General features: G+C 58.3%; 23 protein-coding genes. 17 read left to right on the top strand and 6 right to left on the bottom strand.

What is annotated here, in order from left to right; genetic code table 11:
* Positions 1–73 precede the first annotated feature (73 nt).
* Positions 74–1948: an MFS transporter gene (locus tag ACA067_RS23560; protein WP_497458728.1), complete on the top strand. Its 1875-nt coding sequence runs from the start codon at positions 74–76 to the stop codon at positions 1946–1948.
* A gap of 31 nt (positions 1949–1979) precedes the next feature.
* On the opposite strand, the gene ACA067_RS23555 is transcribed toward ACA067_RS23560, so the two are convergent.
* The 5 genes from ACA067_RS23555 to ACA067_RS23535 form a co-directional block, all read right to left on the bottom strand.
* Positions 1980–2906 carry a GGDEF domain-containing protein gene (locus ACA067_RS23555; protein WP_497458727.1) on the bottom strand — a complete coding sequence of 309 codons (927 nt, stop codon included), beginning with the start codon at positions 2904–2906 and terminating at the stop codon, positions 1980–1982.
* A gap of 363 nt (positions 2907–3269) precedes the next feature.
* Positions 3270–4010, bottom strand: coding sequence for a YciK family oxidoreductase (locus ACA067_RS23550; protein ID WP_128873329.1), 741 nt, complete (start codon positions 4008–4010; stop codon positions 3270–3272).
* Positions 4011–4187: 177 nt separating this feature from the next.
* Entirely contained in the window at positions 4188–4859 is a 672-nt protein-coding gene (gene mupP, locus ACA067_RS23545; RefSeq protein WP_497458726.1) for an N-acetylmuramic acid 6-phosphate phosphatase MupP, read from the bottom strand.
* A gap of 4 nt (positions 4860–4863) precedes the next feature.
* Positions 4864–5562 carry a bifunctional 2-polyprenyl-6-hydroxyphenol methylase/3-demethylubiquinol 3-O-methyltransferase UbiG gene (ubiG, locus tag ACA067_RS23540; protein ID WP_064678985.1) on the bottom strand — a complete coding sequence of 233 codons (699 nt, stop codon included), beginning with the start codon at positions 5560–5562 and terminating at the stop codon, positions 4864–4866.
* A 50-nt stretch (positions 5563–5612) separates the two neighbouring features.
* Positions 5613–6947 (bottom strand): TRZ/ATZ family hydrolase, encoded by a 1335-nt coding sequence (locus tag ACA067_RS23535; RefSeq protein ID WP_497458725.1) that lies wholly within the window; start codon positions 6945–6947, stop codon positions 5613–5615.
* Between the two features lie 108 nt (positions 6948–7055).
* Between ACA067_RS23535 and mtnA the strand changes: the two genes are divergently transcribed.
* The 16 genes from mtnA (at position 7056) to ACA067_RS23455 (ending at position 25740) form a co-directional block, all read left to right on the top strand.
* The gene (mtnA, locus tag ACA067_RS23530; RefSeq protein WP_497458724.1) at positions 7056–8132 is read left to right on the top strand and encodes an S-methyl-5-thioribose-1-phosphate isomerase; all 1077 of its coding nucleotides are present in this window, start codon (positions 7056–7058) and stop codon (positions 8130–8132) included.
* A 435-nt stretch (positions 8133–8567) separates the two neighbouring features.
* Complete coding sequence (gene gyrA, locus ACA067_RS23525) at positions 8568–11231, top strand: DNA gyrase subunit A (RefSeq protein ID WP_497437782.1); 2664 nt, start codon at positions 8568–8570, stop codon at positions 11229–11231.
* A gap of 267 nt (positions 11232–11498) precedes the next feature.
* Complete coding sequence (gene serC / locus ACA067_RS23520) at positions 11499–12584, top strand: 3-phosphoserine/phosphohydroxythreonine transaminase (protein WP_497458723.1); 1086 nt, start codon at positions 11499–11501, stop codon at positions 12582–12584.
* Complete coding sequence (gene pheA, locus ACA067_RS23515) at positions 12584–13678, top strand: prephenate dehydratase (protein WP_007899727.1); 1095 nt, start codon at positions 12584–12586, stop codon at positions 13676–13678. The genes serC and pheA overlap by 1 nt, the downstream gene beginning before the upstream one ends.
* Positions 13679–13688: 10 nt before the next feature.
* Positions 13689–14801: a histidinol-phosphate transaminase gene (gene hisC / locus ACA067_RS23510; RefSeq protein WP_497458722.1), complete on the top strand. Its 1113-nt coding sequence runs from the start codon at positions 13689–13691 to the stop codon at positions 14799–14801.
* Positions 14802–14829: 28 nt separating this feature from the next.
* Positions 14830–17037 (top strand): bifunctional prephenate dehydrogenase/3-phosphoshikimate 1-carboxyvinyltransferase, encoded by a 2208-nt coding sequence (locus ACA067_RS23505; RefSeq protein WP_497462837.1) that lies wholly within the window; start codon positions 14830–14832, stop codon positions 17035–17037.
* Positions 17034–17723, top strand: a complete 690-nt coding sequence (cmk, locus tag ACA067_RS23500) for a (d)CMP kinase (RefSeq protein ID WP_497458721.1) — start codon at positions 17034–17036, stop codon at positions 17721–17723. The genes ACA067_RS23505 and cmk overlap by 4 nt, the downstream gene beginning before the upstream one ends.
* Positions 17724–17843: 120 nt before the next feature.
* A complete protein-coding gene (rpsA, locus tag ACA067_RS23495; protein WP_213939899.1) occupies positions 17844–19538 on the top strand; it encodes a 30S ribosomal protein S1 in 1695 nt (564 codons plus the stop codon).
* Between the two features lie 394 nt (positions 19539–19932).
* Positions 19933–20211: a hypothetical protein gene (locus tag ACA067_RS23490; protein ID WP_064678977.1), complete on the top strand. Its 279-nt coding sequence runs from the start codon at positions 19933–19935 to the stop codon at positions 20209–20211.
* Between the two features lie 152 nt (positions 20212–20363).
* A complete protein-coding gene (ihfB, locus tag ACA067_RS23485) occupies positions 20364–20660 on the top strand; it encodes an integration host factor subunit beta (RefSeq protein ID WP_003369729.1) in 297 nt (98 codons plus the stop codon).
* A gap of 30 nt (positions 20661–20690) precedes the next feature.
* Positions 20691–20930 (top strand): LapA family protein, encoded by a 240-nt coding sequence (locus ACA067_RS23480; protein ID WP_497458720.1) that lies wholly within the window; start codon positions 20691–20693, stop codon positions 20928–20930.
* A 227-nt stretch (positions 20931–21157) separates the two neighbouring features.
* Positions 21158–22234 (top strand): dTDP-glucose 4,6-dehydratase, encoded by a 1077-nt coding sequence (gene rfbB / locus ACA067_RS23475; RefSeq protein ID WP_497458719.1) that lies wholly within the window; start codon positions 21158–21160, stop codon positions 22232–22234.
* Positions 22231–23124: a dTDP-4-dehydrorhamnose reductase gene (gene rfbD / locus ACA067_RS23470; RefSeq protein WP_497458718.1), complete on the top strand. Its 894-nt coding sequence runs from the start codon at positions 22231–22233 to the stop codon at positions 23122–23124. The genes rfbB and rfbD overlap by 4 nt, the downstream gene beginning before the upstream one ends.
* The gene (rfbA, locus tag ACA067_RS23465; protein ID WP_497458717.1) at positions 23121–24011 is read left to right on the top strand and encodes a glucose-1-phosphate thymidylyltransferase RfbA; all 891 of its coding nucleotides are present in this window, start codon (positions 23121–23123) and stop codon (positions 24009–24011) included. Before rfbD ends, rfbA begins: the two co-directional genes overlap by 4 nt.
* Positions 24012–24232: 221 nt before the next feature.
* The gene (locus ACA067_RS23460) at positions 24233–25282 is read left to right on the top strand and encodes a Wzz/FepE/Etk N-terminal domain-containing protein (protein ID WP_497458716.1); all 1050 of its coding nucleotides are present in this window, start codon (positions 24233–24235) and stop codon (positions 25280–25282) included.
* Between the two features lie 194 nt (positions 25283–25476).
* Positions 25477–25740: an MBL fold metallo-hydrolase RNA specificity domain-containing protein gene (locus ACA067_RS23455; protein ID WP_497462836.1), complete on the top strand. Its 264-nt coding sequence runs from the start codon at positions 25477–25479 to the stop codon at positions 25738–25740.
* A gap of 30 nt (positions 25741–25770) precedes the next feature.
* On the opposite strand, the gene ACA067_RS23450 is transcribed toward ACA067_RS23455, so the two are convergent.
* Complete coding sequence (locus tag ACA067_RS23450) at positions 25771–26007, bottom strand: hypothetical protein (RefSeq protein WP_497458715.1); 237 nt, start codon at positions 26005–26007, stop codon at positions 25771–25773.
* Positions 26008–26177 lie beyond the last annotated feature (170 nt).

Below are 26177 nucleotides of genomic sequence, written 5' to 3'. Positions count from 1 at the left end.
CTGGATCGACATTCGACATTCCAATCACTGTATCCACGCCACTCTCTACCCCAAGATCAGGGACACACGGAAGATGAGTCACCCCTCACAGTTCACCTTGCTCCGCACCCGGCGCTTCCTGCCGTTTTTCATCACACAGTCGCTGGGTGCGTTCAACGACAACATCTTCAAACAGTCGTTGATCCTCGCCATTCTGTACAAGCTGACGATCGACGGTGACCGCTCGATCTGGGTCAACCTGTGTGCGCTGCTGTTCATCCTGCCGTTCTTTCTGTTCTCGGCGCTGGCCGGGCAGTTCGGCGAAAAATTCGCCAAGGACGCGCTGATCCGTCTGATCAAGCTCGGGGAAATCGCCATCATGGCGGTCGGTGCGGTCGGTTTCATGTTCGATCACCTGTCGCTGATGCTGGTGGCGCTGTTTGCCATGGGCACTCACTCGGCGCTGTTCGGCCCGGTGAAATACTCGATCCTGCCCCAGGCCTTGCACGAAGAAGAGCTGGTGGGCGGTAACGGCCTGGTGGAGATGGGTACCTTCCTGGCGATCCTCGCCGGCACCATCGGCGCCGGGATCATGATGTCGTCCAGTCATTACGCGCCCATCGTCTCCACTGCGATCATTGGCATTGCGGTCATCGGTTACCTGGCCAGCCGCAGCATCCCTCGTGCTGCGGCCGCCTCGCCGGAAATGCGCCTGAACTGGAACATTTTCAGTCAATCCTGGGCCACCCTGAAGCTGGGTCTGGGCCAAACCCCGGCAGTGTCGCGCTCGATTGTCGGCAACTCATGGTTCTGGTTTGTCGGGGCGATTTATCTGACACAGATCCCGGCTTACGCCAAGGAGTGGATGCACGGCGACGAAACCGTGGTGACGCTGATTCTCACCGTGTTCTCGGTAGGTATCGCGCTCGGCTCGATGCTCTGCGAGAAACTGTCCGGGCGCAAAGTCGAAATCGGCCTGGTGCCGTTCGGCTCGTTCGGCCTGACGGTGTTCGGGTTGCTGTTGTGGTGGCATTCCGGCGGGATTCCGGGCAGCGTCGACGGCCATGGCTGGGTCGAGATCCTCGGGTTTGGCCATACCTGGCTGGTGTTGATCGATATTCTCGGCCTGGGGATCTTCGGCGGCTTTTATATAGTGCCGCTGTACGCGCTGATCCAGTCGCGCACGCCCGAGAACGAGCGGGCGCGGGTGATTGCGGCCAACAACATTCTCAATGCGCTGTTCATGGTGGTCTCGGCGATTGTCTCGATCGTATTGCTGAGCCTGGTCAAGCTGTCGATCCCGCAGCTGTTCCTGGTGGTGTCGCTGTTGAACATCGGCGTCAACGCCTACATCTTCAAAATCGTCCCCGAGTTCAGCATGCGCTTCATGGTCTGGCTGCTCAGTCATTCCATGTACCGCGTGGAGCATCGCAATCTGCAAATGATTCCCGATGAGGGCGCGGCGCTGCTGGTCTGCAATCATGTGTCTTTCGTCGATGCGTTGCTGATCGGTGGTGCGGTGCGTCGGCCGATTCGCTTTGTGATGTACTACAAGATCTACAACCTGCCGGTGCTGAATTTCATCTTTCGCACGGCCGGGACGATTCCGATCGCGGGGCGTCAGGAAGATATCCAGATTTACGAAAAAGCCTTCACACGCATTGCTCAGTATCTGAAGGACGGTGAGCTGGTGTGCATCTTCCCTGAAGGCAAACTGACCGCCGATGGCGAGATCAATGAATTCAAGGGCGGGCTGACGCGGATTCTTGAAGAGACACCGGTGCAGGTGATTCCGCTGGCATTGCAGGGGTTGTGGGGCAGTTTTTTCAGTCGCGATCCGGACAAGGGGGTATTTCGTCGGTTGTGGTCGCGAGTGACACTGGTGGCGGGTCCTGCCGTGACGGTAGAGGTGGCCGAACCGGCTAGACTGCAAGGGATGGTGGGCGAGTTGCGCGGCACTGTCCGTTAGCGCTATTGCGCGCGGGCCGCTCTGGCGGCTTTCACCCCGCCATCGCCAGCCGGTTGCGACCTGCGCGCTTGGCCACATACAGGGCGCTGTCGGCCCGTCGCAGCAGGCTATCGGCGGACTCGCCGGGCAATAGGGATGAACAGCCGAGGCTGACCGTCAGTTCGATCGACTTGCCATCTGCGGCATAATCCTGCGCCTGCGCGGCAAACCGCAACCGCTCGCCAATTATGGCTGCCGCCTCCCGGCCGGTGTTGGAAAGCAGAATCAGGAACTCTTCGCCACCAAAGCGGAACACCATGTCCACGTTGCGCAACTGGTTCTTGATCGAGGCGGCAACCGCCTTCAGCACCTCATCGCCAGCGCTGTGCCCGTGATTGTCATTGACGTGTTTGAAGTGATCGATGTCCAGCATCAACAGCGACAAGGGTTGCAGGTGTCGGTGCGACATCTCGATCTCCCGTTGCAGCGTCTGATCCATGGCGATGCGGTTGCCGGTGTCCGTGAGCGGATCACGCAAGGCGCTTTGGGTGGCGGCACGGTAGAGCAGGGTATTGCGCATCGGATACAACAATGCGGACAGTATCGACTCGAGGTTGCCCAGTTCCAGGTCGCTGAATCGCTGCTTGCGGCGGAACACCAGGTGCCCCAGGTGCTCGCCCTCATGGCTGAGGCTGTAGCTGATCGAATGAGGGGCAGGCTGGCCGAACTCCAGGCGCAAGTCGCTGGCCTTGTGCTCGTAACTCAAGGCGTCCAGTGGGATCAGTCGCTGGATCTCGCGAAAAAACAGCCCGAGGATGCGTTGCGGCTCAAGACTGGTTTGCAACAGCAAGCTCAGCTGCTGGCGCATTTGCGCAAGGCTGACCGACCTCTCTGGAAGGGGGGGCTGCTGACCAAAGCCCAGGCGTTGCAATTTGGCGCGATCGAAGTCAATTGCGTTGGTCTGGGAAGGTGGTTTCATATGGCGTGCGCCCCTGAGCAGTAAGACTGTCTTACAGGCTGGGTGAGAGCGGCTTTGGGCTGCGCGTCGTACTGGTCCATCAGTCCCGTAGGAAATCTCCTACAAGTCTAATCCGCATTGCCGAAGACAAGTAACTATCGGCGCCCCATCTGCTTTCACACTGCGTGTTTGAGCAGATTTAGAGCGAACGTCATGCCATTATGTTCCTTTGGATAAAAACATCTTTAAATTCAATGGCTTGAAAATTAATTAACGCCGATATTGCCGAATGATGTCAGTTGTTTGACGAAGATTAGGGGCGGTTAGCAGGCATCTTGAATGCCGCGACAGGAAGCAGTCGCGGCACAAAAGCGACGCACGGCGTTACTGAGCGTTGAAAGCCTGGCCGTTGATGCCGGTGCTGTCCGGTCCCATCAGGTAGAGATAGACCGGCATGATCTCCTCCGGCGTCGGGTTGTTCAGCGGGTTTTCCCCGGGGTAGGCCTGGGCGCGCATGCTGGTACGGGTAGCGCCGGGATTGATGCTGTTGGCGCGCACCGGTGCCACGGTATCGACTTCATCGGCCAGGGTTTGCATCAAGCCTTCGGTGGCAAATTTGGAGACCCCGTACGCCCCCCAATAGGCACGCCCCTTGCGGCCGACGCTGCTGGAGGTGAATACCACCGAGGCGTCCTGGGACAGCTTGAGCAGCGGCAACAGCGTACTGGTGAGCATGAACATCGCGTTGACGTTGACGTGCATGACGCGCATGAAGTTTTCACCGGACAGCTGCTCGATCGGTGTACGCGGGCCGATGATCGACGCGTTGTGCAGCAGGCCGTCCAGGTGGCCGAATTCGGTTTCGATCATCGCTGCCAACTCGTCGTATTGATGGGGCAGGGCGGTTTCCAGATTGAACGGGATCACCGCGGGCTGTGGATGACCGGCGGCTTCAATTTCATCGTAGACCTGGGTCAGGTTGGCTTCGGTCTTGCCCAGCAGCAGCACGGTGGCGCCATGAGCGGCGTAGGTTTTCGCGGCGGCAGCGCCGATACCACGACCGGCACCGGTGACCAGGATGACCCGGTCCTTGAGCAGTTCGGGGCGGGCGGAATAATCAAACATAAAAAACCTCACAAAAACAGAAGACAGATCGCGGTGCGGCCAATCGCGGGCAAGCCCGCTCCCACAGGATCAGTTGCCGTTCACAAAATATGTGAACGCTCCCGGTCCTTGTGGGAGCGGGCTTGCCCGTGATGGCGTCCGCATTCACACCTCATTCCCGGAACCGAAAACCGGTTCTCAGCAGCCACAAAGGGCGCTATCGAGCACCTTGCGCAACTCCAGCGGATGATCGACCACCACATCCGCGCCCCAATGCCGCGGGTTGTCGTCCGGATGGATATAGCCAAAAGTCACCGCAGCGGTCCTGGTGCCGGCATCGCGACCGGATTCGATATCGCGCAGGTCATCACCCACGAACAGTACGCTGGCGGGGTCCAGGTCGAGCATCTTGCAGGCGAGAATCAACGGTTCGGGATCCGGCTTGCTGTTCTTCACGTGGTCCGGGCAAATCAGCAGCGCCGAGCGCTCGGCCAGCCCCAGCCGCTGCATGATCGGCTCGGCGAACCGCAGCGGCTTGTTGGTGACCACGCCCCAGATCAAATTGGCTTTCTCGATATCGGCCAGCAGTTCGCCCATGCCGTCGAACAACTTGCTGTGAACGGCGCAGCCCACGAGATAACGCTCCAGGAACTCCAGGCGCAGTTCTTCGAAGTCCGGCGATTCCGGGTCCATGGCGAAGGTCACGGCGACCATCGCCTTGGCGCCGCCGGAGATTTCGTCGCGAATCTGTTTGTCGTTGATCGGCGGCAAGCCGCGGTCGGCACGCATCGCCTGGCAGATGGCAATGAAGTCCGGCGCGGTGTCGAGCAGGGTGCCGTCCATGTCGAAAAGGACTGCTCTGATTCGCATCGGCTTACTCCTCGCGCAGGGTCTGGATCATGTAGTTGACGTCCACGTCGGACGCGAGTTTGTAGTGTTTGGTCAGCGGGTTGTAGGTCAGGCCGATGATGTCCTTGACGGTCAGCCCGGCCATGCGGCTCCAGGCACCCAGCTCGGACGGGCGAATGAATTTCTTGAAGTCATGGGTGCCGCGCGGCAGTAGCTTCATGATGTATTCGGCGCCGACGATGGCGAACAGGTACGCCTTCGGGTTGCGGTTGATGGTGGAGAAGAACACCTGGCCACCGGGTTTGACCATGCGGAAGCAGGCGCGGATCACCGAGGAGGGGTCCGGCACGTGCTCGAGCATTTCCAGGCAGGTGACCACGTCGAACTGCTCGGGCATCTCTTCGGCCAGGGCTTCGGCGGTGATCTGCCGGTACTCCACACTCACGCCTGACTCCAGCTGATGCAGTTGCGCGACCGCCAGCGGCGCTTCGCCCATGTCGATACCCATTACGGTGGCGCCGCGCTGGGCCATGGCTTCGCTGAGAATGCCGCCGCCGCAGCCGACGTCGAGGACTTTCTTGCCGGCCAGGTGGACCCGTTCGTCAATCCAGTTGACCCGCAGCGGGTTGATGTCGTGCAGCGGTTTGAACTCGCTTTCACGGTCCCACCAGCGATGCGCCAGGGCTTCGAATTTGGCGATTTCGGCGTAGTCGACGTTGCTCATGCTTAAGTCCTCTAAAACTTGAAAAATCCTGTTGCCCCGACCGGGGGGGCTTACGATTCGGTACGGCCGCTGATGCGCTGGCCCCAGGCCTTGGCAGTGGCGCAGAGCTGGTCTTCATCCAGGCGGGTCAGGCGACGGTCGTCGAGCAATTGCTTGCCGGCGACCCAAAGGTGTTTCACGCAGTCCCGGCCAGTGGCGTATATAAGCTGCGAAACCGGGTCGTAGACCGGTTGCTGCGCCAGGCCCGAGAGGTCGAATGCCACCATGTCCGCGGCTTTGCCGACTTCCAGCGAGCCGACGTCAGTTTCGATCCCCAGCGCGCGGGCGCCGTTGAGGGTGGCCATGCGCAGCGCGCGATGGGCGTCCAGCGCGGTGGCGGAGCCGGCGACGGCCTTGGCCAGCAATGCAGCGGTGCGGGTTTCGCCGAGCAGGTCGAGGTCATTGTTGCTCGCCGCGCCATCGGTGCCGATGGCGACATTGACGCCGGCCTGCCACAAACGCTCCACCGGGCAGAAGCCGCTGGCCAGCTTCAGGTTCGACTCCGGGCAATGGATTACGCTGGTGTTGCTTTCTACCAGCAACACCAGGTCCTCATCGCTGATCTGCGTCATGTGAACCGCCTGGAAGCGCGGCCCCAGGAGACCCAGGCGGCCGAGGCGGGCCAACGGGCGTTCGCCACATTGCTCGACCGACTGCTGCACTTCGAAGGCGGTTTCGTGGACGTGCATGTGAATCGACGCGTCCAGTTCTTCGGCGATCACCCGGATTTTCTCCAGGTTTTCGTCGCCCACGGTGTAGGGTGCATGGGGGCCGAAGGTAATTTTGATACGCTCGTGGTGCTTGAGATCGTTGAACAGTTCGACGCCCTGACGAATGGCGTCGTCCGCCGTGCTGGCGCCCGGGATCGGAAAGTCGAGGATCGGAATGGCGATTTGCCCGCGAATGCCGCTGTCATGGATGCACTCGCTGGCAATTTTCGGAAAGAAATACATGTCGGAGAAGCAGGTGATGCCGCCTTTGATCTGCTCGGCGATCGCCAGGTCGGTGCCGTCGCGAACGAAGGATTCGTCAACCCATTTGGCTTCGGCCGGCCAAATGTGCTGTTCCAGCCAGGACATCAGCGGCAGATCATCCGCCAGCCCGCGGAACAGCGTCATCGCGGCATGCCCGTGAGCATTGATCAGGCCAGGGCAGAGCAGCATGTCCGGCAGTTCGCGGATTTCGCTTGCGTCAAGCTTCAGTGCCGCGGCACGCGGGCCGATAAAGACGATGCGCCCGTCGCGGATGCCCAGAGCATGCTCCTTGAGGACAACGCCAGCAGGTTCGACGGGTACCAGCCAGGTCGGCAGTAATAGCAGGTCGAGCGCAACGGCAGTGTTCGGCATCGAGGATGGGTTCCAGTGCTTTTATAAAGGATGGCGAAGTATACCCGAGCGTGTTCGCGGGGGGATCGCTATAATCGGCGGCTTTTGTTTCTGAGTGCGGGGTGGGGAATGCGCGATCGACTGTTGGCTGCGGAGAAGGTGAAGGCCATCGATTGGCGTGATGGCGCCCTGTATCTGCTGGATCAACGTATTTTGCCGTTCGAGGAAACGTGGATCGGCTATACCAGTGCCGCAGGTGTGGCCGAGGCTATTCGCTCGATGGTCGTGCGCGGCGCGCCGGCCATCGGCATCAGTGCCGCTTATGCCGTGGTGTTGGCGGCGCGTGCCCGGTTTGTCGAAGGCGGCGACTGGCGGGCGGCGATGGAAGAGGATTTCGCGCTGCTCGCCGATGCACGTCCGACCGCCGTCAATCTGTTCTGGGCTTTGGGCCGCATGCGCGAACGGCTTGGGCGTCTCAAGCATCACGCCGATCCGCTGGCGGTGCTGGAAGCGGAAGCCATTGCCATTCATGAAAGCGATCGCGAAGCCAACCTGACCATGGCGCAACTGGGGGTGGACCTGATTCGCAAGCACCAGGGCAATGCCCAGGCGTTCCTGACCCATTGCAACACCGGTGCCTTGGCCACCGGCGGCTTCGGCACGGCGCTGGGAGTGATTCGCGGGGCGTTCCTTGAAGGCATGGTCGAACGGGTGTACGCCGACGAAACCCGGCCCTGGCTGCAAGGTTCGCGCCTGACCGCGTGGGAATTGGCCAACGAGGGGATTCCGGTCACGCTCAATGCCGACTCGGCCGCTGCCCATATCATGAAAACCAAGGGCATTACCTGGGTGATCGTGGGCGCCGACCGCATCAGCGCCAATGGTGACGTGGCCAACAAGATCGGTACCTATCAATTGGCGGTGAACGCCATGCACCATGGCGTGCGCTTCATGGTCGTGGCGCCGAGTTCGACCATCGACATGAACCTGGCCAGTGGCGACGACATTCCAATCGAAGAGCGTGACGGTCGCGAGTTGCTGGATGTCGGCGGTACGCGGGTCGGGGCCGATGTCGCCGCGTTCAACCCGGTGTTTGACGTGACCCCGGCAGACCTGATCGATGTGATCGTCACGGAAAAGGGCATCGTCGAGCGCCCGGATACGGCGAAAATGGCGCAGTTGATGTGCCGCAAGCGCCTGCATTGATGATCTGCGGCGCCTGATAAATCGCCTTCGCGGGCAAGCTCGCTCCCACATTTGACCGAGTTCTCCAATGAGACACGGTCAAATGTGGGAGCGAGCTTGCTCGCGAAGGGGTCATAACAGTCACCATACAACCCCCATTCACCCCGAAATTCTTCATTCAAAAAGGCTCTAAGCCTCTCTCGTCCCCTATCAGCCTGCCACCAGTCAACTAACTACACTCCATGCGCATCAGGGGGATAGGTGCGTGGCGGCTCTTGTGATAACATCCGGCGTTTTCCGAGGCAGTCCCACGGGGTTGTCTTTACTGCGCAGATCCATGGCATAACTCGTTGATTTGTCGTAAGTCGGTGCACGGCACTCAGCCTGCAGCGGCGAGCTTCGTTCGTCCCATATGGATGTGACGAAGTTTCACCAGAAAAAGGAATCAGGCTTCTCATGGGCGAACTGGCCAAAGAAATCCTCCCGGTCAATATCGAAGACGAGCTGAAGCAGTCCTACCTCGACTACGCGATGAGCGTAATTGTCGGGCGGGCACTGCCGGATGCGCGCGATGGCTTGAAGCCCGTGCACCGGCGTGTGCTGTTCGCGATGAGCGAGCTGGGTAACGACTTCAACAAGCCGTACAAGAAATCTGCCCGTGTTGTCGGTGACGTGATCGGTAAGTATCACCCGCACGGTGATACCGCGGTGTACGACACCATCGTTCGGATGGCGCAGCCATTTTCGCTGCGCTACCTGCTGGTAGACGGCCAGGGCAACTTCGGTTCGGTGGACGGCGACAACGCCGCGGCCATGCGATACACCGAAGTGCGCATGACCAAGCTGGCGCACGAACTGCTGGCCGACCTGCATAAAGAAACCGTGGACTGGGTGCCGAACTACGACGGCACCGAAATGATCCCGGCGGTCATGCCGACCCGTATTCCCAACCTGTTGGTCAACGGCTCCAGCGGTATCGCCGTGGGCATGGCGACCAACATCCCGCCGCACAACCTCGGTGAAGTCATCGACGGTTGCCTGGCACTCATCGACAACCCCGAGTTGACCATCGATGAGCTGATGCAATACATCCCCGGTCCGGACTTCCCGACCGCCGCGATCATCAACGGTCGCGCCGGCATCATCGAAGCCTACCGCACCGGTCGCGGGCGCATTTACATGCGCGCCCGCTCGATGATCGAAGACATCGACAAGGTCGGTGGCCGTCAGCAGATCGTCATCACCGAACTCCCTTACCAGCTGAACAAGGCCCGTCTGATCGAGAAGATCGCCGAGCTGGTCAAAGAGAAGAAGCTGGAAGGCATCACCGAACTGCGCGACGAGTCCGACAAGGACGGTATGCGCGTCGTGATCGAACTGCGTCGCGGCGAAGTGCCTGAGGTGATCCTCAACAATCTCTACGCCCAGACCCAGCTGCAAGCGGTGTTCGGTATCAACATCGTCGCACTGATCGACGGCCGTCCGCGGATCCTCAACCTCAAGGACCTGCTGGAAGCCTTCGTTCGTCACCGTCGCGAAGTCGTTACCCGCCGTACCGTGTTCGAGCTGCGTAAAGCCCGCGAACGTGGTCACATTCTGGAAGGTCAAGCGGTTGCCCTGTCGAACATCGACCCGGTCATCGCCCTGATCAAAGCTTCGCCAACGCCGTCGGAAGCCAAGGAAGCGCTGATCAAGACTGCGTGGGAATCCTCCGCCGTGGTTGCGATGGTCGAGCGCGCCGGTGCCGATTCGTGCCGTCCAGAGACTCTGGACCCGCAATACGGTCTGCGCGAAGGCAAGTACTTCCTGTCGCCGGAACAGGCGCAAGCCATTCTGGAGCTGCGTCTGCACCGCCTGACCGGCCTGGAACACGAAAAGCTGCTGGCCGAGTATCAAGAGATCCTCAACCAGATCGGCGAACTGATCCGCATCCTCAGCAGCGCCACGCGCCTGATGGAAGTGATCCGCGAAGAACTGGAAGTGATCCGCGCCGAATACGGCGACGTGCGCCGCACCGAGATTCTCGATGCCCGTCTCGACCTGACCCTGGGTGACATGATCCCGGAAGAAGAGCGCGTCGTGACCATTTCCCACGGTGGCTACGCCAAGACCCAGCCATTGGCTGCGTACCAGGCCCAGCGTCGTGGCGGTAAAGGCAAATCGGCTACTGGCGTGAAGGATGAGGATTACATCGCTCACCTGCTGGTCGCCAACAGCCACACCACGCTGCTGCTGTTCTCCAGCAAGGGCAAGGTGTACTGGCTGAAAACCTACGAAATTCCGGAAGCCTCCCGCGCGGCCCGCGGTCGTCCGCTGGTCAACCTGCTGCCGCTGGACAGTGATGAATACATCACCACCATGCTGCCGGTCGAGGAATACACCGAAGGTCACTTCATCTTCATGGCCACTGCCAAAGGCACCGTGAAGAAGACTCCGCTGGAATCCTTCAGCCGTCAGCGCAGCGTCGGCCTGATCGCGCTGGAGCTGGATGAAGGTGACGTGCTGATCTCTGCCGCCATTACCGATGGCGAGCGCGAAGTCATGCTGTTCTCCGACGGCGGCAAGGTCACTCGCTTCAAGGAAACCGATGTCCGCGCCATGGGCCGTACCGCTCGCGGTGTCCGCGGCATGCGTCTGCCGGAAGGCCAGAAGCTGATTTCCATGCTGATCCCGGAAGAAGGCAGCCAGATCCTCACCGCTTCGGCGCGTGGTTTCGGCAAGCGCACGGCGATCACCGAGTTCCCAGAGTACAAGCGTGGCGGTCAGGGCGTTATCGCCATGGTCAGCAACGACCGTAACGGCCGTCTGGTCGGTGCAGTCCAGGTGCTCGATGGCGAGGAAATCATGCTGATTTCCGACCAGGGCACCCTGGTGCGTACGCGTGTCGACGAAGTCTCCAGTCTGGGTCGTAATACCCAGGGCGTGACCCTGATCAAGCTGGCCAGCGATGAAACGCTGGTAGGCCTGGAGCGGGTTCAGGAGCCGTCGGAAGTCGAAGGCGAAGAGCTGGAAGGTGAAGAGGGCGAAGAAGGTGCAGTGTTCGACGGTGAAGTCGTGATCGACGACGTTGCCGAAGACCAGCAACTCGACGCCGCCGCTGACGAAGAACCGCAAGAGTAAGCGGGCAAACAGGGGGGCGGATGAAAATTCGCCCCTTCTTGTTTCTCCTGTTTGAATGTAGGACCTGTAGGGCCTGTAGGGCCTGTAGGGCCTGTAGGAGCTGTCGAGTGAAACGAGGCTGCGATCTTTTGATCTTGCTTCGTGGATGCCGGGAAAAGATCGCAGCCTCGTTTCACTCGACAGCTCCTACAGATGTTCAGAGTTTTCAGAGTTTTCAGAGTTTTCAGATTTACTGCGTGTTACCCCCAAATCAGAGCGAGATTGGATGTGAGCAAGAGAGCCTATAACTTCTGCGCCGGTCCTGCGGCGCTACCCGAAGCTGTCCTGCAGCGCGCCCAGGGTGAACTCCTTGATTGGCACGGCAAGGGCCTGTCGGTCATGGAAATGAGCCATCGCAGTGATGAGTTCGTGTCCATCGCCACCAAGGCCGAGCAGGATCTGCGTGATCTGCTGAATATCCCTTCGAACTATAAAGTGCTGTTCCTGCAAGGCGGCGCCAGTCAGCAATTTGCGCAGATTCCTCTGAACCTGTTGCCGGAAAGCGGCACCGCCGACTATATCGACACCGGTATCTGGTCGCAGAAAGCCATCGAAGAAGCTTCGCGCTACGGCCACGTCAACGTTGCGGCCACCGCCAAGCCTTACGACTATTTCGCCATTCCCGGCCAGAACGAGTGGAACCTGTCTAAAGACGCGGCCTACGTTCACTACGCGCCGAACGAAACCATCGGCGGCCTGGAATTCCAGTGGATCCCAGAGACCGGTGACGTTCCGCTGGTCGCTGACATGTCCTCGGACATCCTCTCGCGTCCGATGGATATTTCGCGCTTCGGCATGATCTACGCCGGCGCCCAGAAGAACATCGGCCCGAGCGGCCTGGTCGTCACCATCATTCGCGAAGACCTGCTGGGTCGCGCCCGTTCCCTGTGCCCGACCATGCTCAACTACAAGGTCGCGGCCGATAACGGCTCGATGTACAACACCCCGCCAACCCTGGCCTGGTACCTGTCGGGTCTGGTATTCGAGTGGCTGAAGGAGCAGGGTGGTGTGGAAGCCATCGGCAGACTCAACGATGTGAAACAGCGCACGCTGTACGATTTCATCGATGCCAGCGGCCTGTACAGCAATCCGATCAACAAGTCGGACCGTTCGTGGATGAACGTGCCGTTCCGCCTGGCGGACGACCGTCTGGACAAGCCATTCCTGGCCGGCGCCGACGAGCGTGGCCTGTTGAATCTCAAGGGGCACCGTTCCGTGGGCGGCATGCGTGCCTCCATTTATAACGCCGTCGACATCGTTGCGGTCAACGCACTGGTTTCGTACATGGCAGAGTTCGAGAAGGAACACGGCTGATGTCTGAGCAAGAACTCAAGGCACTGCGCCTGCGCATTGATGCCCTGGACGAAAAGGTCCTGGAGCTGATCAGTGAGCGCGCACGTTGCGCCCAGGAAGTTGCGCGGGTAAAGATGGCCTCGCTGGCCGAAGGCGAAGTGCCGGTGTTCTATCGTCCCGAGCGTGAAGCTCAGGTGCTCAAGCGTGTGATGGAGCGAAACCAGGGGCCGTTGGGCAACGAGGAGATGGCGCGCTTGTTCCGCGAAATCATGTCCTCGTGCCTGGCCCTCGAGCAGCCGCTGAAAGTGGCTTATCTCGGCCCTGAGGGCACCTTCACTCAAGCGGCGGCCATGAAACACTTCGGTCACGCGGTGATCAGCAAGCCGATGGCCGCCATCGACGAAGTGTTCCGTGAAGTCGCGGCCGGCGCGGTGAACTTTGGCGTGGTCCCGGTGGAAAACTCCACCGAGGGCGCGGTCAACCACACCCTCGACAGCTTCCTCGAGCACGACATGGTGATCTGTGGCGAAGTCGAGCTGCGCATTCACCACCACCTGTTGGTCGGTGAAAACACCAAGACCGACAGCATCAGCCGTATCTATTCCCACGCCCAGTCCCTGGCCCAGTGCCGCAAGTGGCTGGACGCGCATTACCCGAATGTCGAGCGCGTGGCGGTGTCCAGCAACGCCGAAGCGGCCAAGCGGGTCAAGGGTGAGTGGAACTCGGCGGCGATTGCCGGCGACATGGCGGCAGGCTTGTACGGGCTGACCCGTCTGGCGGAGAAAATCGAGGATCGTCCGGACAACTCCACGCGATTCCTGATGATCGGCAGCCAGGAAGTGCCGCCGACCGGCGACGACAAGACCTCGATCATCGTGTCCATGAGCAACAAGCCTGGCGCGTTGCACGAGTTGCTGGTGCCGTTCCACGATAATGGCATCGACCTGACGCGCATCGAGACCCGTCCGTCGCGCAGCGGTAAATGGACCTACGTGTTCTTCATCGATTTCGTCGGCCACCACCGCGATCCGCTGGTAAAAGGTGTGCTGGAAAAGATCAGTCAGGAAGCAGTGGCACTCAAAGTGCTGGGTTCCTACCCGAAAGCCGTTCTCTAAGGGGTAGCAAATGAGTGGCGACTTCCTCGCTCTGGCACAGCCGGGCGTACAACAACTTTCGCCTTACGTTCCGGGCAAGCCCGTGGACGAACTGGCGCGCGAGCTGGACATCGATCCGGCCAGCATTGTCAAACTGGCCAGCAACGAAAACCCGCTGGGCGCCAGTCCCAAGGCTCTGGCGGCGATTCGCGAAGCATTGGCCGAGCTGACCCGCTATCCGGACGGCAATGGTTTTGCACTCAAGACCCTGCTGGCCGACCAGTGCCGCGTCGAGCTGAACCAAGTGACCCTGGGCAACGGTTCCAACGACATTCTCGAGCTGGTCGCGCGTGCCTATCTGGCGCCGGGCCTGAACGCGGTGTTCAGCGAGCATGCGTTTGCGGTCTACCCGATCGTGACCCAGGCCGTTGGGGCTGACGCGCGGGTTATCCCGGCGAAAGACTGGGGTCATGACCTGTCGGCCATGCTGGCCGCGATCGATACCGATACCCGCGTGGTGTTCATCGCCAATCCGAACAACCCGACCGGGACCTGGTTCGATGCCGAGGCGCTGGACGATTTCCTGCAGGACGTACCGGAACACGTGCTGGTGGTGCTGGACGAGGCCTATATCGAATACGCCGAAGGCAGCGACTTGCCGGACGGCCTGGACTACCTGGCGGCCTACCCGAACCTGTTGGTTTCGCGCACCTTCTCCAAGGCTTATGGCTTGGCGGCATTGCGGGTCGGCTATGGCTTGTCCACGGCGGTGGTTGCGGATGTGCTGAACCGAGTGCGTCAGCCGTTCAACGTCAACAGCTTGGCCCTGGCCGCTGCGTGCGCTGCGCTGCAAGACACCGAGTACCTGGCCGAAAGCCGTCGCTTGAACGAATCCGGCATGCAGCAACTGGAGGCGGGTTTGCGCGAACTGGGGCTCGGCTGGATTCCATCCAAAGGCAACTTCATCTGCGTCGATGTCGGTCGTATCGCCGCGCCGGTGTTCCAGGGCCTGCTGCGCGAAGGCGTGATCGTGCGTCCGGTGGCCAACTACGGCCTGCCGAACCACCTGCGCGTCACCATTGGCCTGCCGGCGGAAAACAGCCGCTTCCTCGAGGCGCTGACCAAGGTCCTGGCCCGTGGTTGATGCTACTGCACTGCAATCTGCTGCACCTGTGATCGGGCGCCTGGTGGTGGTCGGCCTGGGCTTGATCGGCGGTTCGTTTGCCAAGGGTTTGCGTGAAAGCGGCCTGTGCCGCGAAGTGGTCGGGGTCGATCTCGATCCGCAGTCGCGCAAGCTGGCGGTCGAGTTGGGCGTGGTGGATCGCTGTGAGGAAGACCTGGCCACTGCTTGCCAGGGCGCCGACGTGATTCAACTGGCCGTGCCGATCCTCGCCATGGAAAAAATGCTCGGCCAATTGGCCAGCATGAATCTGGGGCAAGCGATTCTGACCGACGTCGGCAGCGCCAAGGGCAACGTCGTGCGTGCGGCAACCGCAGCGTTCGGCGGCATGCCGGCGCGTTTCGTGCCGGGGCATCCGATTGCCGGTTCCGAGCAGAGCGGGGTGGAAGCCTCTAACTCAGAGCTGTTCCGCCGCCACAAAGTAATTCTGACACCGCTGGAACAAACCGATCCGGCAGCCCTGGCAGTGGTCGACCGGTTGTGGCGCGAATTGGGCGCCGATGTCGAGCACATGCAGGTCGAGCGTCACGACGAAGTGTTGGCGGCGACCAGCCATTTGCCGCACTTGTTGGCGTTCGGTTTGGTTGATTCGTTGGCCAAGCGCAATGAAAACCTTGAGATCTTCCGTTACGCTGCGGGCGGTTTCCGCGATTTCACAAGAATCGCGGGTAGCGACCCGGTCATGTGGCACGACATCTTCCTCGCCAACCGCGAAGCTGTCCTGCGCACACTCGATACATTTCGCAGCGACCTCGACGCTTTGCGCGACGCGGTCGATGCAGGGGATGGGCACCAATTGTTGGGCGTGTTCACGCGCGCCCGGGTTGCCCGCGAACATTTCAGTAAAATCCTGGCCCGCCGGGCTTATGTGGACGCTATGAATTCCAACGACCTGATTTTCCTGGCACAACCTGGTGGCCGCCTGACTGGGCGGATTCGTGTACCGGGCGACAAATCGATTTCCCACCGTTCGATCATGCTCGGCTCCTTAGCCTGCGGCGTCACCGAAGTCGAAGGCTTCCTCGAGGGCGAAGACGCCCTGGCGACCTTGCAAGCCTTCCGAGACATGGGTGTGGTGATCGAAGGTCCGCACCACGGTCGCGTGACCATTCACGGCGTCGGCCTGCATGGCCTGAAGCCTGCGCCGGGCCCGATCTACCTGGGCAACTCCGGCACCTCGATGCGCCTGCTGTCTGGCCTGTTGGCTGCGCAGGACTTCGACAGCACCCTGACCGGTGACGCCTCGCTGTCCAAGCGCCCGATGAATCGCGTGGCCAATCCGCTGCGTGAAATGGGCGCCGTGATCGAGACCGCTGCTGAAGGTCGTCCGCCGATGACCATTCGTGGCGGTAACAAGCTCAAAGGCCTGACTTACACCATGCCGATGGCCAGTGCTCAGGTTAAATCCTGCCTGCTGCTGGCGGGTTTGTACGCCGAAGGCAAAACCACTGTCACCGAGCCGGCTCCAACCCGTGACCACACCGAGCGCATGCTGCGTGGCTTTGGCTACCCGGTCAGCGTCAACGGTGCGACCGCATCGGTTGAGTCCGGCCACAAACTGACCGCGACCCACATTGAAGTGCCGGGCGACATCTCGTCTTCCGCGTTCTTCCTGGTGGCCGCGTCGATCGCCGAAGGTTCGGAGCTGGTGCTTGAGCACGTCGGCATCAACCCGACCCGTACTGGCGTGATCGACATCCTGCGCCTGATGGGCGCTGACATCACCCTGGAAAACCAGCGTGAAGTCGGCGGCGAACCGGTAGCGGACCTGCGCGTACGTGCAGCTAAACTCAAAGGTATCGAGATTCCCGAAGCGCTGGTTCCGCTGGCCATCGATGAGTTCCCGGTGCTGTTCGTGGCCGCGGCCTGTGCCGAAGGGCGCACCGTCCTGCGCGGGGCTGAAGAGCTGCGAGTCAAGGAGTCGGACCGGATCCAGGTCATGGCCGATGGCCTGCTGGCGCTGGGCGTCAAATGCGAACCGACCCCGGACGGCATCATCATCGACGGCGGCCAGATCGGCGGCGGCGAAGTGCACGGTCACGGCGATCACCGGATCGCCATGGCCTTCAGCGTAGCCTCGCTGCGCGCCACTGCGCCGATCCGCATCCATGACTGTGCCAACGTCGCGACGTCGTTCCCGAACTTCCTCGCGTTGTGCGCGCAGGTCGGTATCCGTGTAGCACAAGAGGCTCAGTCGTGAAAATCAGCGCACCGGTCATCACCATTGATGGGCCAAGCGGCTCTGGCAAAGGCACGGTCGCCGGGATACTGGCCAAGCGTCTGGGCTGGAATCTGCTGGACTCCGGTGCGTTGTATCGATTGCTCGCGTTCGCGGCGTATAACCACGGCGTCGACCTGACCAATGAAGAGCTGCTGAAGAAACTCGCCGCTCATCTGGACGTGCAGTTCATCGCGGCGACCGACGGTCAACTGCAACGCATCATCCTGGAGGGTGACGAAGTCAGCGATGTCATCCGCACCGAGAGTGTCGGGTCGGGTGCCTCCCAGGTCGCGGCGCTGCCCGCCGTGCGTGAGGCGCTGCTGCAGCGCCAGCGTGCCTTCCAGGAAGCCCCGGGGTTGGTGGCCGACGGGCGCGACATGGGCACGGTGGTGTTCCCCGACGCTCCGCTGAAGATATTCCTCACTGCCAGTGCCGAGGAGCGTGCGCGCCGTCGATACTTGCAGTTGAAGGGCAAAGTGGATGGTGTTAGTCTGTCGAGTCTGCTAGATGAGATTCGTGCACGCGATGAGCGTGACACCCAGCGCGCGGTAGCCCCGCTCAAGCCGGCGGCTGACGCGATACAGCTGGACTCCACGGAATTATCCATCGAGCAGGTGTTGCAACGCATCATGAGCGAGATCGCCCTCCGCGATCTTGCCGGGTGACCAAGAAGCGACCCAGGGGACCAGTCATAGTCCTGTGTCGTTTCTTTAAATGAACGTAACCCACGTCGTCTGGGATGTGGAGCTGGGCGTATCCTTCGCCCTTATTCAACAGGAATTAAAATGAGCGAAAGCTTTGCGGAACTCTTTGAAGAAAGCCTAAAAACCCTGAACCTTCAGGCAGGCTCCATCATCACCGGTGTTATCGTTGATATCGATTACCAAGCTCGCTGGGTAACCGTTCACGCTGGCCTGAAGTCTGAAGCACTCATCCCGCTTGAGCAGTTCTACAACGATGCTGGCGAACTGACTATCAACGTCGGTGACGAAGTTCACGTTGCTCTGGACTCGGTTGAAGACGGCTTTGGTGAAACCAAGCTGTCCCGTGAAAAAGCCAAGCGCGCTGAATGCTGGATTGTTCTGGAAGCAGCCTTCGCAGCCGAAGAAGTGGTCAAGGGCGTTATCAACGGTAAGGTTAAAGGCGGCTTCACTGTCGACGTTAACGGCATCCGTGCGTTCCTGCCAGGTTCTCTGGTTGACGTCCGTCCTGTGCGCGACACCACGCACCTGGAAGGCAAAGAGCTGGAATTCAAGGTCATCAAGCTCGACCAGAAACGCAACAACGTTGTCGTTTCCCGTCGTAGCGTCCTCGAAGCCGAGAACTCCGCCGAGCGTGAAGCTCTGCTGGAATCCCTGCAGGAAGGTCAACAAGTCAAAGGTATCGTCAAGAACCTCACCGATTACGGCGCATTCGTCGATCTGGGTGGCGTCGATGGCCTGCTGCACATTACCGACATGGCTTGGAAGCGTATCAAGCATCCTTCCGAAATCGTCAACGTTGGCGACGAGATCGATGTCAAGGTTCTGAAGTACGATCGCGAACGCAATCGTGTTTCCCTGGGCCTCAAGCAACTGGGCGAAGATCCATGGGTTGCTATCAAAGCCCGCTACCCAGAAAGCACTCGCGTTACCGCTCGTGTAACCAACCTGACCGACTACGGCTGCTTCGCTGAGCTGGAAGAAGGCGTTGAAGGCCTGGTACACGTTTCCGAAATGGACTGGACCAACAAGAACATCCACCCTTCGAAAGTCGTACAAGTCGGCGACGAAGTGGAAGTCATGGTTCTGGACATCGACGAAGAGCGTCGTCGTATCTCCCTCGGCATCAAGCAGTGCAAGTCCAACCCATGGGAAGACTTCTCTGGCCAGTTCAACAAGGGCGATAAAATTTCCGGCACCATCAAGTCGATCACCGATTTCGGTATCTTCATTGGTCTGGACGGCGGCATCGACGGTCTGGTTCACCTGTCCGACATCTCCTGGAACGAAGTGGGCGAAGAAGCCGTTCGCCGCTTCAAGAAGGGCGACGAGCTGGACACCGTTATCCTGTCGGTTGACCCAGAGCGCGAGCGCATCTCCCTGGGTATCAAGCAACTGGAAAGCGATCCGTTCTCCGAGTACGTTCAAGAGAACGACAAAGGCGCAATCGTTAAAGGCATCGTGAAAGAAGTTGACGCCAAAGGCGCCATCATCACTCTGGCCGACGATATCGAAGCGACTCTGAAAGCCTCCGAAATCAGCCGTGACCGCGTTGAAGACGCGCGCAACGTTCTGAAAGAAGGCGAAGAAGTAGAAGCCAAGATCATCAGCGTTGACCGCAAGAGCCGTGTAATCCAGCTCTCCATCAAGTCGAAAGACGTTGAAGAAGAGAAAGAAGCCATCCAGAGCCTGCGCGACAAGCCAGCTTCGGATGCTCCTGCTGCTGGTCCTACCACTCTGGGCGACCTGTTGCGTGCACAAATGGAAAAACAGAACTAAGTTCTGTCAGACCATAGAAAAAGGGCGACTTCGGTCGCCCTTTTTTGTGGGTGCGATTTGGCAAATGCACCGTTCAAGGTGTACGCGGAAGCACCGCTACGCTGATCCCCTTACGGTTTGGCAATGCACCGCTCCAGGATGAACATGCAATAAGCGTCACGCTGATCCCCTGTAGGAGCTGCCGCAGGCTGCGATCTTTTGATCTTTTGATCTTTTGATCTTTTGATCTTTTGATCTTTTGATCTTTTGATCTTCTGCTACGGCCTTGCATCAGCGATGAACCGCAGTCCTCACAAGTTGTCTCTTTCTTTAACAGGATCAATCGTTTAATTGCAGCTAGTCTATAGCCTGAAGCAAACGACAGTCGGGCGGAGCGTCCGGCATAAGGAAGTGAATGAACAAGCTCATTGTCGCAGTGGCAGTACTGGCATTGGCAGGTTGTACCACTAACGCCAAGACACACGCAAAGCGCGGGGTCAGTGGCATTGAGGTCGATTGCTCCGGGCTCGGCTCAGGCTGGGAGAAGTGCCGCAAACGAGCGGACAAGGAGTGCAAGGGCGCTGGCTACAAAGTCGTGACGAGGTCCGATGATGCCAAGGAAGAAGATGAATATCCTTTCGGCTTCAATCCGGCCGGCTACCTGACCCGCACCATGCTGGTTATCTGCAGATGAGCCAATAAGGGAGCGATCAGCGTCCTCTTGTTCCGCAATAGGGCCGCTCACAGCTGGTAAAGATATGTGAAAACTCGGGCTGTTCAAATCCATCCGGGCGTGCTAAAACCTTTGAAGCGCTGATCTAGCTGCTTGAAAAAGAAGGGAAAAATATGACGAAGTCGGAGTTGATCGAACGAATTGTCACCCATCAAGGGCTGCTCTCATCCAAGGATGTGGAGCTGGCCATCAAGACCATGCTCGAGCAAATGTCCCAATGCCTGGCCACCGGTGATCGTATCGAGATCCGTGGATTTGGCAGCTTCTCACTGCATTACCGAGCGCCGCGGGTAGGGCGCAATCCGAAGACCGGGCAGTCGGTTAGCCTGGATGGCAAGTTTGTTCCGCATTTCAAGCCGGGGAAGGAGCTTCGGGATCGGGTGAATGAGGATGAGGAGGAGGGGCTTTGATAGTCGCCGCTGCAATTCAAGGATCCGTTCATGCGTAATTTCAAACGCGTAATGCTCGCTGTTTTCGTCCTATTGCTGGTTCTGGCGATCCTGGCGTTCGTTCTCGAGAATCAGCAATCGGTTTCATTGCTGTTTCTTGGCTGGGCTGGGCCGCAGTTGCCCGTTTCACTGGCAATACTGTCTGCGCTTCTGGCAGGTATGGTGGTCGGACCTCTATTGAGTTGGTTCCTTGTGCGAACGTCCACACGGTCACGCAAATATCCTGGCTGACTGCCTCGTAGGCCGGGAAACGCACCAAGCATTAGCCACTGCTTGTCTACATCCATTAGTAAAAACGTCATTAAGCTGTAAAATGCTTCGCTTGTCCGAAACGGCTGGTTCCAAGGTCGGGCGGGTTGACTCTGCCAGGATGCTCGGGTCATTGCCGGTTTTTGCATTCATGGATTAGACAGCGCACGGTTGGCGGCCCTGTCAGTAACTCAAGGGTATGGTTTCGCGTGAAAATTCTAGTAACCGGCGGTGCCGGATTCATCGGTTCGGCGGTCATCCGCCATATTATCTCCAGCACGTCCGATTCTGTCGTTAACGTCGATAAGCTCACTTATGCGGGCAACCTTGAGTCCCTGGCTGATGTCAGCCACAACTCGCGGTACGTGTTCGAGCGCGTTGATATTTGTGACCGTGACCAAGTAGACCGGGTTTTGCGTGAGCACCAGCCGGACGCCATCATGCATCTGGCCGCAGAGTCTCATGTAGATCGCTCGATCTCCGGCCCGTCTGAATTCATCCAGACCAATATCATCGGCACCTACACCCTGCTGGAAGCTGCACGTCACTATTGGGTGGCGCTTGACGAAGCGCGCAAAGCCAATTTCCGCTTCCATCACATTTCGACTGATGAAGTTTACGGAGACCTTGAAGGTCCGGAAGACCTCTTCACCGAAACCACGCCCTATCAGCCAAGCTCGCCGTACTCAGCCAGCAAAGCCAGTTCCGATCATTTGGTCCGCGCCTGGGCCCGCACCTACGGCCTGCCAACCCTGGTCACCAATTGCTCGAACAACTATGGCCCATACCACTTTCCCGAGAAGTTGATCCCGCTGATCATCCTCAATGCGCTGGAAGGCAAGCCACTCCCGGTTTACGGCAAGGGCAATCAGGTCCGTGACTGGCTTTACGTCGAAGATCACGCCCGAGCGCTGTACAAAGTCGTTACTGAAGGTGTGATTGGCGAGACGTATAACATCGGCGGACATAACGAAAAGCAAAACATCGAAGTCGTGCACATCTTGTGTGCATTGCTTGATGAGCTTCGTCCAGATTCCGCGCACCGTCCACACGCCAGCCTGATCACCTTCGTTCAGGATCGTCCTGGGCATGACCAGCGCTACGCGATCGATGCCAGCAAAATCCAGCACGAGCTGGGCTGGATTCCGGAAGAAACGTTTGAAACCGGCATCCGCAAAACGGTTGAATGGTATCTCGATAATACTGAGTGGGTAGAGCACGTGAAGAGCGGCAGCTACCAGCAGTGGATCGACGAGAACTACGCGGATCGCACGAACAAAGCATGAAAATCCTTCTATTGGGAAAAAATGGCCAAGTGGGTTGGGAGCTACAACGCTCCCTCGCACCTTTGGGTGAGCTGATTGCTCTGGATCGGCACGCGATTGATGGATTATCGGGCGACCTTGCTGATCTCGACGCTTTGCGCGCGACGATACGCAAGGTGAGACCTGACGTCATTGTGAATGCGGCGGCCTACACGGCTGTTGATAAGGCTGAGAGCGAAACCGAGCTGGCGGACCGAGTGAACAGTCTGGCAAGTCAGGTCATGGCCGAAGAGGCCTCGGTTTTGAATGCCTGGCTCGTTCACTATTCAACTGATTATGTCTTCAGCGGTCAGGGCTCCACGCCTTGGCAGGAAACTGACGCAGTTGCCCCCGTGAATCATTACGGTGTCAGCAAGCTTGCAGGCGAGCAGGCAATCATGGCTTCCGGCTGCAAGCACCTGATTTTCCGCACCAGTTGGGTCTATGGCGCTCGCGGTACCAACTTCGCCAAGACTATGCTGCGTCTGGCCAGGGAGCGTGAAATATTAAACGTTATTGCGGACCAGGTCGGAGCGCCGACGGGGGCAGACCTGATTGCGGATGTGACGGCGTTGGCCATTCAGCAAGCTGCCAAGCGTCCAGAGCTGTCAGGTCTATATCACTTGGCGGCAAGCGGAGAGGTTTCCTGGCACGGCTATGCCATCCATGTGATCGAGTACGCCAAGGCCAATGCAGAGCAGCTCGCCGTTACATCGATAAATCCCATTGAAACGACTGCATATCCGACGCCTGCACGCCGTCCTCTGAATTCGAGATTGAATACTCAGAAGCTGCGTGAAAATTTTTCGCTACACCTGCCGGATTGGCAAAGTGGTGTAACCCGAATGCTTATGGAAGTTCTGAATAAATGATCACGACAAATCGTAAGGGCATCATTCTCGCAGGCGGATCGGGCACGCGTTTACACCCGCTAACTCTCGGCGTTTCGAAGCAGATGCTGCCGATTTACGATAAGCCGATGATCTTTTATCCGCTGTCGGTGCTGATGCTTGCGGGCATGCGTGAAATTCTGATCATCTCCACCCCGGAAGACTTGCCGTGCTTCCGCAAGCTGTTAGGGGATGGCAGCCTCTATGGTATCAAGCTGAACTATGCCGAGCAGCCAAGCCCGGATGGCCTTGCCCAAGCCTTTATCATAGGTGAAGAATTCATCGGCAAAGACCCATGCTGCCTGATCCTGGGCGACAACATCTTCTATGGTCAGCACTTCTCGGACAAGCTGCGTTCTGCCAGCACTCAAGCCCATGGTGCGACGGTTTTCGGTTATCACGTTTCCGATCCGGAGCGTTTCGGTGTGGTTGAGTTCGATGCCTCTGGCCGTGCCCTGAGTATCGAAGAAAAACCGCTCAAGCCGAAATCCAGCTACGCGGTGACTGGTTTGTACTTCTACGACAACCAGGTTGTCGATATCGCAAAGAACATCAAACCGTCAGAACGTGGCGAGTTGGAAATTACCGACGTCAACCGCGCCTATCTTGAACAAAAGACCCTCAACGTCGAAATGCTCGGTCGCGGCTTCGCGTGGTTGGATACCGGTACTCACGATTCTCTGCTTGAAGCCAGTCACTTTGTGCATACCATCGAGCAGCGTCAGGGGTTGAAAGTGGCTTGCCTGGAAGAGATAGCTTACAACAGCGGCTGGATCACTGCTGAGCAGTTGGGTGCTCAAGCCGAAGCGCTGAAGAAGACCGGCTACGGTCAGTATCTAGAGAAGCTGCTGGACTCGCCTTCCAGGTAAGACGAGCGCGTTACCTTCTGGACGACAACGTTCGAACCGTTTAAGCAGGATTGGCATGCCACTAGTACATCCACCCGACAGTGTGCGAGTTTCACGCACTGGTGAAAGCTGGTAGTCCTACGGATCGCTTAACATCTACGAAGAATCGTATCGGAGCGGGTGCTGAAGAGATAGAAGCTCGCGTCCAATCCACTATAAAAATTGAAAAGGTTTAATTTGATATGGCGAACACCCCGGCAACGGCGCAGCAGGCGAATGAGATCGACCTGTTGGAATTGATTGCGGCGATATGGGCTCAGAAGTTTCTGATCATCAGTGTGGCCTTGGTCGCAGCCCTGGCAGCAGCAACTTATGCTTTTTTCAGTAAACCAGTTTATGAAGCGCGAGTTTACTTGCAACCGCCTACTTTGAACGGTATCGCCGATTTCAACTATGGCCGAACTGTCGATTCAGAATTAATACCCTTTACGATCAAAGATGTGTATGAGGTATTCACCCGTAATTTACAGAGTGAATCACTCCGCCGTACCTTTTTCAATGAGGTTTATTTGCCTTCGCTACCGGCGTCCGAGCGCAGTGGGTCGCAAGACGTACTGTATGCCGATTTTTTTAAAATATTGACCATAGGTCTTCCGAGCAAGGAGCAACCAGATCGTTATTCCGTTATCGTTCAAGGCGAGGATCCTGCACACGCCACTGGTTGGGTGAAGGATTTTGCAGTAAGAGCGGGTGCCGCAGCGGAAAAAGAAATGATCAGCAACGCCACCCGTGAAGCGGAAGTGCGGGCACGTAACCTTGGTCAGCAGATCAGTACCTTACAAGAAACCGAAAGCCGAATTCGCCAGGACTCCATCACCCGATTGCGCGAAGCGCTGACGATTGCTGAGGCCATTGGCCTGCAGAACCCGCCTATCATTTCGGGCAATCTTTCCGCGGAGATCTCTGCTGGTATGGATGGGCAGCTGACTTATATGCGCGGTAGTAAAGCGCTAAAGGCTGAAATTCAGAACCTTGAAACACGTAAATCTGATGATCCATTTATAGGGAAGTTAAGAGCGCTGCAAATTAAGCAAAGCTTTTACACAGATTTGAAGGTAAACCCAGACACCGTCTCTGTCTACCGCCAGGATGGTCCCATCGAACAGCCTGACCGTCCAATCAAGCCCAAAAAAGGCCTCATCATACTGCTAGGACTGTTCTTGGGTGGCGTGCTAGGTTTCATGATCGCGTTGATCCGCCATTTCGTTCTGATCAGGAAAGGTAGGGTTTAAAGCATTTAGACACAATTCCTCATTCCAATTCGTTTCGTAGATAACCTGCGCTCAGCCCTCGCTGCTGACAGCTAGCGAAATTAGCCAAAATGGTGTCCACCATTTTTGATCTTCACCCCAAGATAGTACATATCCGTCGGGGTGTCTCATGGGCAAATGAGCATAGCAGGCGAAGGTAGTCGCCGTATGTCGAGCTGGACCTTGAGCGCTACCCCATCATTGCGGGGTTGGGTACGATTAACGGCTACTCCGCGCACGCGGATGAGAAAGGTTTGGTAGAATTTGCAATCGACATGGCTGATTGGGCGTCAGAGGTAAGGCGGGTGCACGGCGAAGAGCAACCTAAAAAATGCGTTTCGGACGGGCTTGCTTTAGACATCCTTGCTAAAGCCTTGGGTCACTGTGGCGATCGCGGGGTCGACCAGGCGGGCGCCGCAATGCAGCAGGGATTGCTGTAAGTGTCTCTGTAGTAAATGCCCAATGCAGATTCAGTAATGGATGAGTTCGCTGAGTTCGATGCAATTTTTATGGCGGTGGATGGAGATGAAAGGGTCGTACTGTTGATCCGCCTCCTTAATCGTCAGCAGCAAATTAGGTTGCCAATGACAAGCATCGGCGGCAACGAGTAGGTGACCTTGGTCCCGACGACTGTGGTCAGACATGATTGTGAACACGGCGTTCTCAGGAAACCAACGGTAAATCCTGGGGCGGTAGCGTGTTTTCATTCATGGTGGCCGGTCTCCAAGGCTGATTTAAAACTCAAAAAACTCCATGCTGAGTCTGGGGAGTTACAGTTGTCTAGGATTCCAGAGCTTGCGCACGGACTTCTTTCTCTAGAAAACGGTGAGGTGACGCGTATTTACTCTAATTCTTCTGAGAGATTAGTCTTATGGGG

This window comes from Pseudomonas sp. LBUM1674 (assembly GCF_059695635.1).
The sequence above is the reverse complement of the archived record's forward strand: the minus strand, read 5'-3'. Positions and strand labels throughout refer to the sequence as shown.